At 68.9% G+C, this 14425-nt stretch carries 16 protein-coding genes and 2 pseudogenes; 10 read left to right on the top strand and 8 right to left on the bottom strand.

Annotated features, from left to right (window positions below; genetic code table 11):
• Positions 1-680, top strand: a 680-nt coding sequence (locus AB0J09_RS36410; RefSeq protein WP_360701115.1) for a WYL domain-containing protein, incomplete at its 5' end; no start/stop codon positions are given.
• 255 nt (positions 681-935) lie between these two features.
• Here the strand turns inward: AB0J09_RS36410 and AB0J09_RS36405 are convergent.
• Entirely contained in the window at positions 936-1793 is an 858-nt protein-coding gene (locus tag AB0J09_RS36405) for a helix-turn-helix transcriptional regulator (RefSeq protein ID WP_360701112.1), read from the bottom strand.
• A gap of 87 nt (positions 1794-1880) precedes the next feature.
• On the opposite strand from AB0J09_RS36405, the gene AB0J09_RS36400 reads away from it, so the two are divergent.
• Entirely contained in the window at positions 1881-2663 is a 783-nt protein-coding gene (locus AB0J09_RS36400; protein ID WP_360701109.1) for an SDR family oxidoreductase, read from the top strand.
• Positions 2664-3680: 1017 nt separating this feature from the next.
• Here the strand turns inward: AB0J09_RS36400 and AB0J09_RS36395 are convergent.
• On the bottom strand, positions 3681-4265 hold the full coding sequence (locus tag AB0J09_RS36395; RefSeq protein WP_360701106.1) for a TetR family transcriptional regulator: 585 nt from the start codon (positions 4263-4265) through the stop codon (positions 3681-3683).
• A gap of 121 nt (positions 4266-4386) precedes the next feature.
• Between AB0J09_RS36395 and AB0J09_RS36390 the strand changes: the two genes are divergently transcribed.
• The gene (locus AB0J09_RS36390) at positions 4387-5298 is read left to right on the top strand and encodes an SDR family oxidoreductase (protein ID WP_360701104.1); all 912 of its coding nucleotides are present in this window, start codon (positions 4387-4389) and stop codon (positions 5296-5298) included.
• Positions 5299-5856: 558 nt separating this feature from the next.
• Here AB0J09_RS36390 and AB0J09_RS36385 read toward each other — a convergent pair.
• Together AB0J09_RS36385 and AB0J09_RS36380 are read right to left on the bottom strand one after the other, a co-directional pair.
• Positions 5857-6693, bottom strand: a complete 837-nt coding sequence (locus tag AB0J09_RS36385; protein ID WP_360701101.1) for an MBL fold metallo-hydrolase — start codon at positions 6691-6693, stop codon at positions 5857-5859.
• Positions 6687-7283, bottom strand: a complete 597-nt coding sequence (locus AB0J09_RS36380) for a dihydrofolate reductase family protein (RefSeq protein WP_360701098.1) — start codon at positions 7281-7283, stop codon at positions 6687-6689. Before AB0J09_RS36380 ends, AB0J09_RS36385 begins: the two co-directional genes overlap by 7 nt.
• Before the next feature lie 73 nt (positions 7284-7356).
• On the opposite strand from AB0J09_RS36380, the gene AB0J09_RS36375 reads away from it, so the two are divergent.
• Entirely contained in the window at positions 7357-7854 is a 498-nt protein-coding gene (locus AB0J09_RS36375) for a helix-turn-helix domain-containing protein (RefSeq protein WP_360701096.1), read from the top strand.
• Positions 7855-8330: 476 nt separating this feature from the next.
• On the opposite strand, the gene AB0J09_RS36370 is transcribed toward AB0J09_RS36375, so the two are convergent.
• Positions 8331-8651, bottom strand: coding sequence for a hypothetical protein (locus AB0J09_RS36370; protein ID WP_360701094.1), 321 nt, complete (start codon positions 8649-8651; stop codon positions 8331-8333).
• A 139-nt stretch (positions 8652-8790) separates the two neighbouring features.
• Positions 8791-9012, bottom strand: a pseudogene (locus AB0J09_RS36365) (MFS transporter); the annotation flags it as partial.
• A gap of 65 nt (positions 9013-9077) precedes the next feature.
• Between AB0J09_RS36365 and AB0J09_RS36360 the strand changes: the two are divergent.
• Together AB0J09_RS36360 and AB0J09_RS36355 are read left to right on the top strand one after the other, a co-directional pair.
• Positions 9078-9212: a hypothetical protein gene (locus AB0J09_RS36360; RefSeq protein WP_360701092.1), complete on the top strand. Its 135-nt coding sequence runs from the start codon at positions 9078-9080 to the stop codon at positions 9210-9212.
• A 309-nt stretch (positions 9213-9521) separates the two neighbouring features.
• Positions 9522-10070, top strand: coding sequence for a GNAT family N-acetyltransferase (locus AB0J09_RS36355; protein WP_360701089.1), 549 nt, complete (start codon positions 9522-9524; stop codon positions 10068-10070).
• A gap of 106 nt (positions 10071-10176) precedes the next feature.
• Here AB0J09_RS36355 and AB0J09_RS36350 read toward each other — a convergent pair.
• Positions 10177-10350: pseudogene (locus tag AB0J09_RS36350) on the bottom strand (Tn3 family transposase); the annotation flags it as partial.
• A 93-nt stretch (positions 10351-10443) separates the two neighbouring features.
• Here AB0J09_RS36350 and AB0J09_RS36345 point away from each other — a divergent pair.
• The 3 genes from AB0J09_RS36345 to AB0J09_RS36335 all read left to right on the top strand — a co-directional run bounded on the left by AB0J09_RS36345 (position 10444) and on the right by AB0J09_RS36335 (position 12275).
• Positions 10444-11028, top strand: a complete 585-nt coding sequence (locus tag AB0J09_RS36345; protein WP_360701086.1) for a hypothetical protein — start codon at positions 10444-10446, stop codon at positions 11026-11028.
• A gap of 252 nt (positions 11029-11280) precedes the next feature.
• Positions 11281-11706 carry a VOC family protein gene (locus AB0J09_RS36340; RefSeq protein WP_360701118.1) on the top strand — a complete coding sequence of 142 codons (426 nt, stop codon included), beginning with the start codon at positions 11281-11283 and terminating at the stop codon, positions 11704-11706.
• A gap of 68 nt (positions 11707-11774) precedes the next feature.
• Positions 11775-12275, top strand: a complete 501-nt coding sequence (locus tag AB0J09_RS36335; protein WP_360701083.1) for a pyridoxamine 5'-phosphate oxidase family protein — start codon at positions 11775-11777, stop codon at positions 12273-12275.
• A gap of 428 nt (positions 12276-12703) precedes the next feature.
• On the opposite strand, the gene AB0J09_RS36330 is transcribed toward AB0J09_RS36335, so the two are convergent.
• Positions 12704-13945 carry an MFS transporter gene (locus AB0J09_RS36330; protein WP_360701081.1) on the bottom strand — a complete coding sequence of 414 codons (1242 nt, stop codon included), beginning with the start codon at positions 13943-13945 and terminating at the stop codon, positions 12704-12706.
• A 99-nt stretch (positions 13946-14044) separates the two neighbouring features.
• On the opposite strand from AB0J09_RS36330, the gene AB0J09_RS36325 reads away from it, so the two are divergent.
• The coding region (locus tag AB0J09_RS36325) for a DUF5937 family protein (RefSeq protein ID WP_360701078.1) at positions 14045-14425 on the top strand (381 nt) is incomplete at its 3' end.

Raw genomic sequence — 14425 nt, 5'->3', positions numbered from 1 at the left:
CTTCGGCCATGCTCAAGGTGGTTGACGCGCTACCCGAAAGCTATCGGGCCACCGCGGCCGGCGTGGCCGAGCGATTGCTCATCGACCCGGAGACCGACCTCCTCTCGCGTCGGCTGGTCGCTGAGGAGGTGCCCGACACCATAGTGGCCGAGGTCCGGCGCTCGGTGCTCGCCGGACACAAACTGCGCATCCACTACGCGGCCAACGGCCAGACCCCGAAGTGGCGCACGGTGGACCCGATCGGCCTGGTCACCGTACGCGACCAGGGCTACTTGCTGGCCACGAGGTCTGGCGCGGACCGCACCTACCGGCTGTCCCGGATCTTGGCCGCCAAGGAACTCGCCGAACCCGCACAGCGACCGGACCGGGTCGATCTGGACCGGGCCTGGCAGGAACGCAGCACGCTGTTTCGGACCGGCGGCGACCAAGTCCCCGTGCTGGTACGGGTGGACCCGGCGCGGCGGGAGGACCTGGTGGGCACCGCGCTGGCCGTCCTCGCTGAAGAAACCGACGCAGACGGCTGGCTGCGGCTGGAGGTGACCTTCCAAGATCGGAGACACGCCGAATGGGCGCTGTGGCAACTCGCCACGAACGCGGAAGCCCTGGCCCCGCAGTGGTTGCGCACCTCCCTGCGCAACCGCGCCGCCGCGATCGCCACCCGCTACGAAGTCTCATCCTGAGAGTTAGTCGCCTTCTGCGGGCCGCCGCTGACGCGATTCGGATCGCTCCATACTGGCCGGTGCCAAGCGCGCCGAACGACGCGTGCGTTATCCTGGGTGACCCTTAGTAGTCAGTCATGTCAGGTGCGCTGCCTCGGAACACGCCGCCGGTCCCGCCCACGCACCGGCTGGAGGCGATCCCGCTGAGACCTGTATCGCGTCCCTCTGGGCCTCCTCACGAGCCTGGGGAGGAAGGAATCCATCTGTCCGGCTCTGTCAGAGTGACCTGCTCGCTTTGACGTACTCGGCTCCAAGGACGTTCAGAAGTGCCAGGGCTTCGGCGCTAGGGGATCCTGGCGGCGCGGTGTAGAGCACGAGGTGCTGGTCGCGGTCCGTGAGCGTGAGCGAGTCGCAGTCGACGGTGATCTCCCCGACGACCGGGTGACGGAACGTCTTCGTGAGCATCGGCGCGGCCTGCACGTCGTGCCGATCCCAGAGCCGGGCGAACTCGGGGCTGGCGTCGCGGAGCTCGTCGAGGAGTTCGGTCACCGCGGGGTCGGACGGGTATCGGGCGAGGGTGGATCGCAGCTGCATGACGACCTGGTGCCGGAACTCCGCGGCGTCGGAGATCCCGTACAGCGTCGCATCGGTGCGCGCCGGCCCGAGGAATGCCCGGCGCGCGAGATTGCGGTCCTGCGGGGCGAGCTCAGCGAAGTCCTCCATGAGCGCGGCCGCGAGGTCGTTCCACGCGAGCACCTCGAACGCGGCCGACATCACGAAAGCGGCCGTCTGCGGCAGCCGCTCGAGGAGCGCGAGGATGCTCGGGCGGACGTCGCGCCGGTGCAGTCCGGTACGGCTCGGCGCAGTTCCCGCGAGGACGTGGAGGTGGTCGGACTCGGCGTCCGTGAGCCGGAGCGCGCCTGCGATCCCGGCGAGGACTTCGCCCGACGGTCGCGGCGCCCTGCCCTGCTCGAGCCGGACGTAGTACTCCGTGGAGATGTGCGCGAGGACCGCGACCTCCTCGCGGCGAAGCCCCGGTGTCCGGCGTCGCGGGCCCGAGGGGAGGCCGACGTCCTGCGGCCGGAGCCGCTCGCGACGGGTGCGGAGGAACGCCCCGAGTTCCTGTTTGTCCATATCCCAAGTGTGCACGCTGCGCGGCGATGGATCCTGGTACCGTCTGTGCCTGCATCCGGCCTGGTGGTCGACCTGACACTGGTCGGCATGACGAACAACATTGACATCGCACCCATCGGCCTGCTCACCGGCAGGGTCGTGTTCATCACCGGCGCCAGCCGCGGCATCGGGGCGGCCGCGGCCCGGCTCTTCGCCTCCGAGGGGGCCGCCGTCGTGCTCGCCGCCCGCAGCACCGACGCCCTCCAGCGGATCGTCACCGAGATCCGCGCCGACGGCGGCGTCGCCGACGCCGTCACCCTGGACCTCGCTGACCGTGCGAGCATCCGCGCGGCCCTCGACCGCGTCGAGGAGCTGCACGGACGGCTCGACGGCGCGTTCAACAACGGCGGGGTGGGCCAGCAGCCCGGCCCGCTCGACACCACGAGCGATGAGGACGTCGAGGAGCAGTTCGCGGTGAACTTCCGGGCGCACTGGGCCGCCATGACGGCTGAGGCCGCACTCATGCGACGGAACGGTGGCGGGGCGATCGTCAACACCTCGAGCATCGGCAGCCGCCGCGCGAACCCCGCACTCCCCGCATACGGCGCCATGAAGCGCGCGCTCAACAGCATCACCGAGACCGCCGCGGTGAGCTGGGCCCGTGATGGCATCGGGGTGAACGGCATCACCCCCGGCGGCACCGCCACGGAGATGATCGACGCATGGGAGGCGGCGACCCCCGGCATCGTCGAGCAAGCGAAGGCATCGATCCCGCTCGGACGGATGGCCGAGCCCCACGAAGTCGCCGAGGTGGCCGCGTGGCTGCTCAGCGACCGGGCATCGATGGTGACCGGCGCGATCGTGTCGGTGGATGGCGGCGCCGGCGCCTGAAAGGGAGATCCCTGGGCACGCCATCGTCGTGACCCCGGCAACCGTCGAGAGGGCCGACGAAATCAGTATGCGGCAGCCAGGAGGTGCCTGAGATCGGCGGCCGGCGGAACAACCGGGGTGTCCCAGGCACCAACCACGAAGGACTTCGGCGGTTCGCTCGAAGCTCTCCCGACAGGGCGGGGTCGGCCTCCGGCGGCACTGAGCCGGGCCGACTACATGCCTCCGGCGCCTGCCAACGTTCCTTAGGTGCGGCGGGGGCTTGGCATGAGCGAACGGGCGCTTTGGTCGCGCCTGGCCGGCGATGAGCAAACCGGCGCAGAGCAGGCCACCGAGCAGCGGTTTCGGCTTTCGGGCATGGACCGGGCGGCGTATGCCGACTTCCGCGGCAACGTGACGGCGGTGCACCGGTCGACGACATCGCGATCACCGCCCGTACCGGCACCATCCGCCTGCACGGCAAGGGCGACCAGGTCCACACCGTCCCGATTCCACCGACCGCCCGGGCCCGCATCTCCGCCTGGCTCGCCCCTTGAGACCTAAGAAGGTTGTCTCTGAACTCGTAAAACGATCTTTCGGGACGTAGGCGTACAGGCCCGGCCGACTCGCCCGCGCGGTCGGCGCGAACCGATCCGACGAATGTAGTGCCTCGGGCGACCCGACTGGCCGGACTTCGCTGGTAAGCGGACCCGTCACCCCTGAGAGTCGTTCTGTCGATGACAGCTGCACCAGCGCCACCTCATCCCGCGAAGAAGGCACTGGCCTCGGCCTGGCCGCCCGCGCAAGCCGTTGCCGCCCTGGCCATCTCGGCTGGACCCGTTCAAGCCATTGACTGATCAGATGCTGCGAGCGGATCTGGACGCACCGCCCAAGCAGCGGCACACCGCCAAGCGCAGCTTCGACCGACTGCTGGAGGAGCATGAGGCGACGGGGGTGTCGTACGGGCTCGCACGCACCTATATGCCGCCCAACGTCGCCCGCAGATCCGATCAGAGGCGGGCCGGGCACCGGCGGAGGTCTTTATCGACCAGAGTCACCAGCCAGGGTGGTCAGAGAGAGGGCGCGCAGGTCATCGAAGGCTTGGAGGAGGTGTACGTCCAGGCTCTGTGAGGGGTCGTCAATCCAGGCTTGGGCCGCTTGGTGGAAGGCGGCCCACCCGGTTTGAGCGGCCAGGCCGGCCAGCCGGTCGGCGACACCGCGCTGCCGCAGCGCTTCCGCTACAGCTTCAGTGATCGACGCGGCCTTGGCCAGGTCCCGCTCGCGGAGTGCCGGCGTCGCCGCGATGACTTGCAGTCGTGGTTCTGCAAAGGGCCGGTTGTCCTCAAGGATGTGCTCGACTTTTCGGAAGGCGCAGAGCAGTAGGTCGAGCGGCTGGAGACCATCGGGCGCTTCGGCCACCGCCTGCATCAGGGACGCGCGTAGGTCGGATTCGCCGTCGAAGAGCACCTCGCGCTTGTCCGGGAAGTGCCGGAAGAACGTGCGTTCGTTGAGGCCGGCCCGGGCGGCGATTTCGGCCGTGGTGGTCCGGTCGAACCCGCGTTCCCGGTACAGCTCCAGGGCCGCCTGCTGAAGGCGGCGGCGCGCTTCTGCTCCGCTCCGTGGCACGCTCCGAAGGATACCGCATATGTCAGTCAGTGGCGCTACTTGACGCCAGCGACTGGCGCTACCTACAGTCAGCCACTGGCGCTATGTAGTGCCAGTCACTGGCGTTAAGTGGGAGAGTTTCATGCATGTCTTTGTCACTGGTGGTTCCGGCCAGACCGGCCCCGCTGTCGTCGCCGAGCTCATCGCGGCCGGCCACGCCGTCACCGGTCTGGCGCGCTCAGATGCCGCGGCCGCCCGGCTGAAGTCGCTGGGGGCCACACCACACCGCGGCTCCCTGGACGACCTCGACAGTCTGCGCAGCGGCGCCGAATCCGCCGACGGAGTCCTGCACATGGCCTACGGCGGCGATTTTTCCGATCTCGACGACATGATGAGGCGCGACCGGACCGCGATCGAGACGCTCGGCCAGCCGCTGGAACACTCGGGCAAGCCGCTCGTCGTCACCTCAGGCACCCTGGTCATGCCCGCCAGCCGGGAGAGCACCGAGAAGGACGAGCCCGACGCGACCGGGATCGCCGCCTTCCGCATCGCCGGGGAGCGAGCGTGTCTGGACTTCGCCACTCGGGGAGTGCGCGCCAGCGTGGTGCGCCTGGCTCCTACCGTCCACGGTCCCGAAGACCATGGTTTCATCCCCATGCTCATCGCCACTGCGCGAAAGACCGGCGTATCTGCCTACGTGGGAGATGGCACCAACCGGTGGCCTGCGGTGCACCGGCTCGACGCGGCGGTCCTGTTCCGTCTGGCAGTGGAGAAGGCACCTGCGGGCAGCGTGCTGCACGGAGTGGCCGAAAGCGGCGTCACCTTGAAAAGCATCGCAGAGGTGATCGCCCGGGGCCTGGATGTGCCCACGGTCTCGCTGACCCCCGACGAGGCCGCCACGCACTTCGTCAGCCCGTTCATGGCCATCGCCTACGGCTTCGACGGGCCTGTCTCCAGCTCCTACACCCAGGAGTTGCTCGGCTGGTCGCCCGCACACCCGACACTGCTCGAAGACCTGGAGCACGGCGATTACCTGGTCACGCCGACCACCTGACCCCTCACACCGATGAGAACCTCTCTCGCCCTCAGCGTCCTGCGGAGGTGTCCGGAGGCCATGCGCCCGGCGTGCTGGCCTCCTCCAACCGGCTACCGCGCACGCCTTCGCTCAACGGCGCGCCGACGGCGCCGAAGCGGGCGTCCGGCGGCTGGTGCTGTTCGGCAGGACCAGGACTGAGCCGAGGCGCTGCCGGACCTGTGCGGGGCGTCTCAGTGGTCACTCTTCCCGCTGGTTCTCGCGTGGTGGCTGTCCACCGGGCCGCGCAAGCCGGGGACAGGCCGGGATCCTGGCCCTCAGGCCAGGATCCACTGCCCAGCCGTGCGGGTCAGACCTAGGTTGAGCAGGCGCCGCAGGTTGAGGGCGGCCATGCGCAGGTGGAGCCACAGATCGTTGGCGCTGACACCGCGGTAGCGGAGTTAGCTGTACGCACTGGCGGACATCGACGCCTTGACTCCCGGGCAGGTGCGGCCGGTGATCGAGAAGCGGGCCGCGTGGCTGGACCGGTCGCTGTCCCTCGACGAAGCCGCGGAATCGCTGGGCCGGCACTACTGCGAGCTAGCCGGGCGTCCCGTCGCGCTCGCTTCGTCGGGCGAGGCGCTGGGCTTGCCCGTTGTGCACATCGCTTACCCACTCCCAGCCGGGCTTAGCCGATGGGCCGACCCGCGGGTCACTGGGAACATGGCCCTCACGCAAGGCGAGCACGTACGCCCGATCCTGGTCGATCCGTGCCTGTACCTGGTCGGATCCGCCGACGGAACCGTGGCCCGGGACAACGAAATCGACGTCGCTCGCCACGCCCTCGAGCAGCCGCAGCGCGGTGAGGTAGTCCTCGATCGGGTCCGCGGTGTCGTTCAAGTCGAGCATCGGAATCAGGACATCAGAAAGCATGTCGCCGGCGACGAGAACCCCGCGTTCCTCGATCAACAGCGCTGCGTGGCCCGGTGCATGCGCTTGATGCTCGATGATCCGGACTTGAGGGCCATCCCAAGGAATCTGCGCAGTTTCGGCGGGCAGGCCGGTAATGAGGCCGAGTAGGTCCAGCGGGACCTGCCCGGCGATTTCCGTCTCGAGCAGGTGGGCGGCGATGCGGGCCTTCGCACCTGTGTCCGACAGCTGATCTCGGACAGTGGCCGCGCAGCGCGCCGTGCCGTAACGGGGCGCCTCGCCGAGCCGGGCGTGCCAGAGCAGGTGATCCCAATCCGGATGCGTAGAAAACCCTGCCACAACGGGCTGACCCAACTCGCGAAGGTCGTTCGCGAGGCAGTCGATCTCGGAGCCGGTCACCCCGGGGTCGATGAGCAACACACCGGCCCGGTCCTGCACCACAACGGCGTTGCTCTGCACGAACTCGCTCTCGTGGACCAGCACACCCTCCGCGACCTGCCTCAGCACGAGCTCGCCTCCTTTGCATCCCGGATGGTGTAGCGATGCATCGTGACGCCCTGCCTGAACGATCGCTGCTCGAGCAGGTCGAGCTCGAGCGGCACGTCGTAGTCGTCGAACAGCGGCCTGCCGAAGCCGAGGATCGCGGGATGGGTGAAGAGCAGCAGCTCGTCGAGAAGCCCAGCCCGGAGCAGCTGCGTCGCGAGCGCCGCGCCGCCCACACTGATGCTGCCGTCGGTCCCGGCCCGCAGGGCGGCGAGTTGCTCGATCGCGTCGTCTCCGCCGATGATCCGGGTGTTGTGATCGGCGCTGCGGCGGGTGCGGGAGACAAGCACCTTGGGCTTGGCGGTCCAGATCTCGCCGTACTCACGCATGACATCCGGCAGCGACGCGTCCTCGCGCGCCCGTGGCCAGTACTCCTCCATGACCTCGTAGTAGAGCCGGCCCTGGACCATGAGCGCGAGCGCCTGCGTCAGCGCGTTGCACTCGCGGTGCAGTTCCTCGTCGATGCGCAGCCACTCGCCAGCGCCGTTGTCCCCAGGAACTTGCTCGATCCGCAGGTCGAGGGACACCTGCATCGAATAAACGAAGCGGCCCATCAGCTCCTCTTCCCAAGAGTGATTGTATTCTGCAACTACTATAAGAGGACGAAATACCTGTCAAGGAGGAATCGTGGAACCACGGTCCGGGTGCCCGATCAACGCCGCCGTCGAGGTGCTCGGAGATCGCTGGTCGTTGCTCGTGCTGCGCGACGTCATCTTCGGCGACCGCCGCTACTTTCGGGCGCTGCTCACCGGGTCGATCGAGGGCATCGCTTCGAACATCCTCGCCGACCGCCTCGTGCGGCTCGTCGAGGCGGGGATCCTCACCCGCGGCACCGCCGCGCGGGGGCAGCGCGCTCGCTACAGCCTCACTGAAGCTGGTATCCAGACTCTTCCGATCATCTACGCCCTCGGCAACTGGGGCCTCGACTGGCGCCCTGGCAGCGCCGAGCTCCGGAGCCGGCAGCAGCTCATGCGCGATGAGGGCCCGGCGTTCATCGAGGAGCTCATGGACGAGCTCCGCGCCCGCCACCTCGGCGCCCCGCCGAAGCCGCACGACGGTCCAGGCCCGCTCGAGCGCCTCGACGCCGCCTACGCCGCGGCCGCCGAGCAAGAACACGTCGATTAACGGTGACGGGAACGGCCCCCGCCCTGACCTTCTTGGGCTCCGGTAGCTTGCCGTCACCGCGCACAAGACGTCGCCGCCATGGAACAGACACACTGCCTACCCGACGTCGGATGACTCCGCAACGCCCCAGAGCCGTTGTGAACTCGGACCTTGCTGGATCCCCTGGTTGCTGACGAGGTGGTGCCAAGACGCGGTGGCGTACGGCTGTCTTACGCTCGCCGGTCGACCGTCCCGGCCTGTCGGCTCTGTTCTGGACCCATGTGAACCTGTACGGCCGGCTGGAGCTCGACATGAGCAAGCACCTGAACCTGGATGAGCAGAACACGGTCTGACTGGATCGTCTACCGTCCGACCAGGGGTGATGCCGCGCCCGCCGAAGAAGGTTCGAACATCTCGATAGGCAACTGAGCGCGGCGCTGCCCGAATATAGGGGGCAGACCAAGTACGAGAGAGAGGGGCAGTACCTCTGCCCCTGATTAGCGGTGGGCCGTGGGGCGGCTGTGGGCGGTCAGTGATGCGCTGCGTTGCTGAGGCTTGGCGAAAGCTCGTCTGAGCCCGTGGCTAGTGCGTTGTGCAGTGCGCTGGGCGCGGCGTGTGTTGGTGAGCTGTCCGACGATGAGGACGGTGAGGCCGCATCCGGCGATGATCCACCAGGCCGGGCGGGCGGCAGCGGTGTAGGCGCCGACGTCGATGCGGGAGGCAAGGACGGCGCCGATCACGGCGACGCCGAGGGCGCTGCCGGTCTGCCGGAAGGTGGAGACGAGGGAGGAGGCCACGCCGGCCTGGGAGACGGGCATGCCGGAGACGGCGGTATTGGTGATGGGGGCGTTGACGAACCCGAAGGGCCGCCAGGACGAGGGCTAGGCCCGCCATGAGCAGCGTGGTGGGAGAGGCCCAGCCGTGTTCGGGGGCCTGGATGATCGTGTAGGTGAGAACCGCCAGCAGCGCGATGACGAGGACCTGCCCGACCGGGTCAGGACGTCGGGCCGCCTCGGCGCGGGATTCGGGGACGAACGCCCGGGTCAGGAGCAGGGCGGCCAGGCTGACGGGCAGGTTGAGCCAGAAGATCGAGCGCCAGCCCGCACCGTCCACGAGCAGCCCCCCGACCAGCGGGCCGGCTGCCATGGACAGGCACACCACCGACCCCCAGACCCCGATGGCGCGGGCGCGTTCGCCACGGTCGGTGAAGGTCTGGGCGATGATCGACGGCCGACATCTCGGCCGTGCCCCTCACCGACCCCGGCCTGCCCACCCTCGACCTCGAACTTGTCTGGCGCCGCGACCACCTGCCGCCCGCCGCCGCGCTGCTCCTCAACACCGCCGCCGCCCTCACCCGCACCGCACGCTGGACTCGGTAGGCGGGCCGAGCACCAGAGCAATCCACCCCGTCACCGAGCCGAAACGTGGATCGGCTCCCTACCGCTGATTCCTGTCCCCAGCCTCTCGCAGGTCGCTACAGATGTTGAGAATTGATGGTCTATTGAAGGCTCCCGCACTCATAAAGTGGCCAGCGCGGCGCCGCCATGGCCGCTTGAGGATCACATACCGAGGGGCCCGGGTGCTTCTTCCTGGCCCCTCAGTATCCCTCATGCTTTGAGGAGCCGTGGCCTTGTTCGTGAGTTGTGAGAGCACGTCCTGCTCGGCGAGCGTGCGATAGGTTCCCCGGCATGACTGAACTAGGGTCCGTCGCCTGGCCGCCTGCCCCGATCAAGACCGAGCGGCTCGTGCTCCGCGAGCCCGAGTCCCGGGACCGTGCGGCGTTCATCGAGCTGTTCACCTCGCCGGAGGTGAACACCTACCTAGGCGGCCCTCGACCGCGTGATGAGTGCGAGCGCGCGTTGCCTGAGACGCCCGAGAGGCGCCCCGGCCTTTTCGTGGTCGAGCTCGACGAAGCGATGATCGGCACCATCGAGCTCAACCGGCGCGACGCGGAGCGTCGGAGTCATGTCCGTCCGGATGCCGGGGAGGCCGAACTCGGCTACCTGCTCCTGCCAGAGGCATGGGGACGCGGGTACGCCGCCGAAGCGTGCGCAGCGGTGCTCGGCTGGTTCGCCGACGCGCTTCCCGGCGAGCCGGTGGTGCTCTGCACCCAGACCGCCAACGACCGCTCGATGCGCCTCGCGGCGAAGCTGGGGTTCACCGAGGTGCAACGGTACGAGGCGTGGGGCGCCGAACAGTGGATGGGCGTGTGGTCCCCGGTCACGCCGCCCGCTTGAGCTCGTGCCTGGAAGGGGTGGTGTGTCGGCCGTCAGCCTTCGTCGTCTTCGACGGCGTCTGGGTCCCGGAAGGGGCGCAGGCCCTGGCCGGGCTGCTGGCCTTGATGCGGAGCTGGGCGACGGCCGCGTCGAGGTAGCGCGTGTTCCACAGCACTACGGCGTTGAGGACCAGGCCAAGCGCGGCGAGGTGGTCTTCTTGGCCCTCGCGGTACGCCTGGCGGATCTGGCCGCGGCCGCTGTGGCAGATCGCGCGGGCCAGACGATGGCGGGACTCCTGCAGGGGGGCATACCAAGTACGAGAGAAAGGGACAGTCATGTCGCTGACCAGGGCGATCACACAGCCCCCGCCCAGCGCGCCGCACGGCCAAGATGGGTGTGCTCCGGAGCTGACGATGGCCCGACGCGATGCGCGGGCCATTCGTCGTGGTGGCGGGTCGATGGTGTCTCAGGCGGTGGCGGGCTGGAGGAGTTCGATCTCGATGGCCAGCGCACCGAGGGCTTCGGCCGCTCGGTGCTCAACATCTCCGTCGGCGCGATGCAGATCGCCGGGTTCGCGGTCGGTGGCGTCCTGCTGTTCGCGCTGCCGCTCAGCACGCCGGTCGCGGCCGGCGCCGCCGCGGTGGCCTCGGTCGGCTTCGCCTCCACGCTGCTGCTGCAGGAGCGTCTGATCGCGCTGACCGGCGAGGACGTCCGCGGCCAGGCACTGGGCCTGCAGGTCAACGGCATGAAGGCGATGCAGGCGATCGGGGCCACGCTGGCCGGCCTGATCGCGCAGTACGTGCCCGCGGGGGTGGCGATGGCCATGATGGCCGCGGCGTCGCTCGCCGTCACCGCTGGTCTCAGCCCAGGTCTGCGGCTGTCGGATCGGGTTCAGCCGCTCTGTCGGACCAGCCCGGCTGACGGCCCCACGCTGGGTGAATCGCGCAGGCCTACCGTAGATCACGCGCGTAACAGGTGAAATCGGTGCCGTCCAGGTCTTGGATCCGCGTGACGTGGCGGAACCCGGCCCGCTGCGCGACGGCGACGGCCTGCATACGTGCGTGTGGGTTTTCGGACGCGGCACCCCATGGCGGTGACGGCCGGAAGCAGGAGCCAGAACTCAGCACGCTTCTCAGTGTCGAGAACGTGGCGATGGCTCCGTCCTAGGTACACCAGTGGCCCATGACGGGCCGTGCGACAAAGAAGGAGAACCACCATGACGCTCCAGCGGATGGACAACGTCGGCATTGTCGTCGACGACCTTGAGGCTGCCATTGCGTTCTTCGTAGAACTCGGCATGGAGCTGGAGGGCAAAGCGCAGATCGAGGGCCTCTGGGCGGACCGCACCGTCGGACTCGACGGCGTCCGCTGCGACATCGCGATGATGCGGACCCCAGACGGCCACGGCCGGCTGGAACTGGCGAAATACCACACCCCCGCGCCGATCGGCGCCAGACCGCATAACCCGCCGCACAACACGCTGGGCATGCATCGCGTCATGTTCGCCGTCGACGACATCGAGGACGTCGTTGCCCGCCTGCGCACTCACGGCGCCGAACTCGTCGGTGAGCTGGCCCCGTACGAGGACAGCTACCGGCTCTGCTACGTCCGCGGCCCCGAGGGGATCATCATCGCGCTGGCCGAGCAGCTCAGCTGACAGCCCGTCGCGGCCGACCTGTGACCAACCAGAACGATCCGCTGGACGGACCAAGAAAACGGATGACCGTGCGACAGAACGAAATCACCGAGGTTCTGAACCGACCGATCAGTCAGGAGCTGCTGGCCCGCGACGTGACCCGCCTGGCCTACGTCGCCAAGGACGGCACACCCCGCAATGTCCCGATCATCTTTGCCTGGAACGGCGCGGAGATCGTCATGTGCACTCCGAAGAACGCTCCGAAGCTTCAGGCCTTGAGCGAGAACCCGATGGTTGCCCTGACGATCGACACCGAGGTGCACCCGCCCAAGATCTTGCTCATCCGGGGCCGGGCCGAGCTGGACTTCGTCGATGGCATCCCGGACGAGTATCTCCAGACGACCAGCACCTACGAGATGACCCCCGAGCAACGGGTCGAGTGGGAGGCGGAGGAGCGTTCGCTCTACCACGACGGCATGGTCCGGATCGTCGTGACCCCGAACTGGGCGAAGCTGATCGACTTCGAGACGACTCTGCCGAGCGCGGTCGAAGAACTGGTCCGGCAGCGTGAGGAGCGTCAGCGCGGCTGAGCGGCGCGCGGTCGCTCGCGTCGGGTGGATCGATCGCCCACGCCTCAACCCCCACCGCGGTGCGCGGAAAGGCCTGCTCCTGCCGGCCGCACCGGGTGCCGATCAGAAGCGGCGATCCGACGCGGCTGGTTCCGGGGCACCACCGAGTCCATGGCACGCCTGGGACGCGAAGTGGCTCTCCCCGTGCCCGTTTGTGGCCGCCTCAGAGTGCGCGGATTCGTTGAAGTCCGCCAGGAAATGTCGAGGTAGGAGGTCGAGAACCCGCGCGCGGTTTCGTCCTCGAAAAGAAGAACCGCTCCAGTTCCTCCGGCGTCGGATCCGCCACGAAGGCTCCGTACCGGGGGACCTGCTCAGCCGGCAGATACTCGAAAGGACACAGTCAGTGATGCGAAAGCTCATAGTCCAGCAGTGGGTTACCGTCGACGAGCTCACGAGCCTGCTCGCGCCCGGCGGCAGCAACCGCTGAGCCGCGTTCCTTGATCCTTCTCGGTGGCGACGGCGGAGGCGGAGAGGAGCGTCGCAGCGGCGAGGCTGCCCCAGAGGGCGGCCGAGCCGTGGGAGGCGAGAGCGGTGATGACCGCCGGGGAGACGGCGAGGCCGAAGCCCGTGGAGAGCTGGAAGCGGGCGAGGGCGCGTCCCAGGACATGGGCCGGGGCGAGGGCGGTGACGAGCGCGGTGGCGCTGCCGGCATAGATGATCTCGCCGATCGTGCAGACCACGGACACCGTGGCGACCGCCGGGGCACCCCAGCCGTGTCCCAGTGAGGTGGCCGCGAGGAAGCCGAGGTAGGACGCGGCGAGTACCACGCCGGCGAGAGCCAGCACGGTCCGCCGGGAGAAGCGGGACATCAGGACGGTGACCGGAACCTGCAGGGTGACCACCAGCACCGTGTTGGCCACGAAGATGGCTGCCGACCACACCGGGGATGCGTGCAACTGTGTCACCAGGACCAGGGGGAGCGCGATTTCGGGGACGTTGAGGCAGAAGACGTAGACCACGTTGGCGGCCAGCAGCGCGCGCATCCGAGGTGCGGGCCCGTCGGCCCTGTCCTTGGCCGGAGTAGCGGCCGGATGCGTGTGCAGGTGGACCGACCATGCCAAGGCCGCCGCAGCGAGATAGGCGAGCCCGGTGACGGCTGCCAGCGCCTGCAATGCGGTGGTGCCGCCCGCCAGGCATGCGGTGGCGAGGAGGGCGCCCACGCCCAGGCCGGCGTTGCGCAGGGCGCGGCCTGCCGCCAGAGCGGCGTCACGTTCGCGGCCGTGGGCGACCGTGGCCACGAGGGCTGCGTGGGCGGCCGGCCACGCCTGGTTGCCGATGCCGAGGAAGAGTGCCGCCGCGGCGAACAGCCAGACGTGCCCCGCCGGGGTGGCCAGCAGCAGCGCCACGCCCAGGACCCGCACCAGCATCGACGCTGCCACCACCGTGCTGCGTGCGCCCCGGTCCAGCCATCGGCCGACAGCGGGCATGCACACCAGACCCACGACGACTCCGGCCGTCATGGCAATGCCGGTGACCGGCGCGGACAGCCTCAGCACCGTCACCCCGTAGAGCAGCAGAAAGGGCCGCAGCAGGCCGGTGCCGAGCGCGTCCACGGCCAGGGCGACGGCATAGCGGGGGCCTCCGGAGGCACGGACGAGGGCGCGCGGCCGGATCTTGGTGGTGGTTGCCATGGCGTCAACGATGCGTTTGGCCGCCGGGCCGACTATGTCGATTGACGGACACCGTCAATCGACGCGGTCGTCGGCCATCCGACCAGCGATGATAAGGGGATGACGTTGAGGATCGACATCGGCGGCCTGCCGTCCGGGCGACTGCGGTTCGCTGCCTCCCCGCTGGCCGAGCTGACCGCGATGCTGCACGTGCTGGCCGAACCCGCGCATCACCCGCAGCTCGCCGGCTGGGCCGGGGACGTCTGGGCTGGGCTGCGGCCGGAGCTGGCCGAGCGGCTCAGGGAGGCGGAGTTCCTCTGGCGTTCCTCACGAGCCGACTTCCTGGTCCCCGCTCGTCCTCGGCTGACCCTCGCCGAGGAGCTGGACGAGGTAGACCGGATCGACGATGAAACCTATGTGACCGCCGCGCTCATTACCACGTGCGGCAGCAACCGGGTCCACTTCGCCGCGCCGTCGCCGCTCGCCGACGCGACGGCGCGC

Source organism: Nonomuraea sp. NPDC049784, from assembly GCF_040659615.1.
GTDB lineage: Bacteria > Actinomycetota > Actinomycetes > Streptosporangiales > Streptosporangiaceae > Nonomuraea.
This window is presented reverse-complemented; position numbering and strand designations above follow the sequence as displayed.

Excerpts from the sequence above, each read along its gene's own strand:
- AB0J09_RS36405 (WP_360701112.1), bottom strand. The coding sequence starts at position 1,793 with ATGGACAAACAGGAACTCGGGGCGTTCCTCCGCACCCGTCGCGAGCGG.
- AB0J09_RS36400 (WP_360701109.1), top strand. The coding sequence starts at position 1,881 with ATGACGAACAACATTGACATCGCACCCATCGGCCTGCTCACCGGCAGG.
- AB0J09_RS36390 (WP_360701104.1), top strand. The coding sequence starts at position 4,387 with ATGCATGTCTTTGTCACTGGTGGTTCCGGCCAGACCGGCCCCGCTGTC.
- AB0J09_RS36380 (WP_360701098.1), bottom strand. The coding sequence starts at position 7,283 with ATGGGCCGCTTCGTTTATTCGATGCAGGTGTCCCTCGACCTGCGGATC.
- AB0J09_RS36370 (WP_360701094.1), bottom strand. The coding sequence starts at position 8,651 with ATGCCCGTCTCCCAGGCCGGCGTGGCCTCCTCCCTCGTCTCCACCTTC.
- AB0J09_RS36355 (WP_360701089.1), top strand. The coding sequence starts at position 9,522 with ATGACTGAACTAGGGTCCGTCGCCTGGCCGCCTGCCCCGATCAAGACC.
- AB0J09_RS36340 (WP_360701118.1), top strand. The coding sequence starts at position 11,281 with ATGGACAACGTCGGCATTGTCGTCGACGACCTTGAGGCTGCCATTGCG.
- AB0J09_RS36330 (WP_360701081.1), bottom strand. The coding sequence starts at position 13,945 with ATGGCAACCACCACCAAGATCCGGCCGCGCGCCCTCGTCCGTGCCTCC.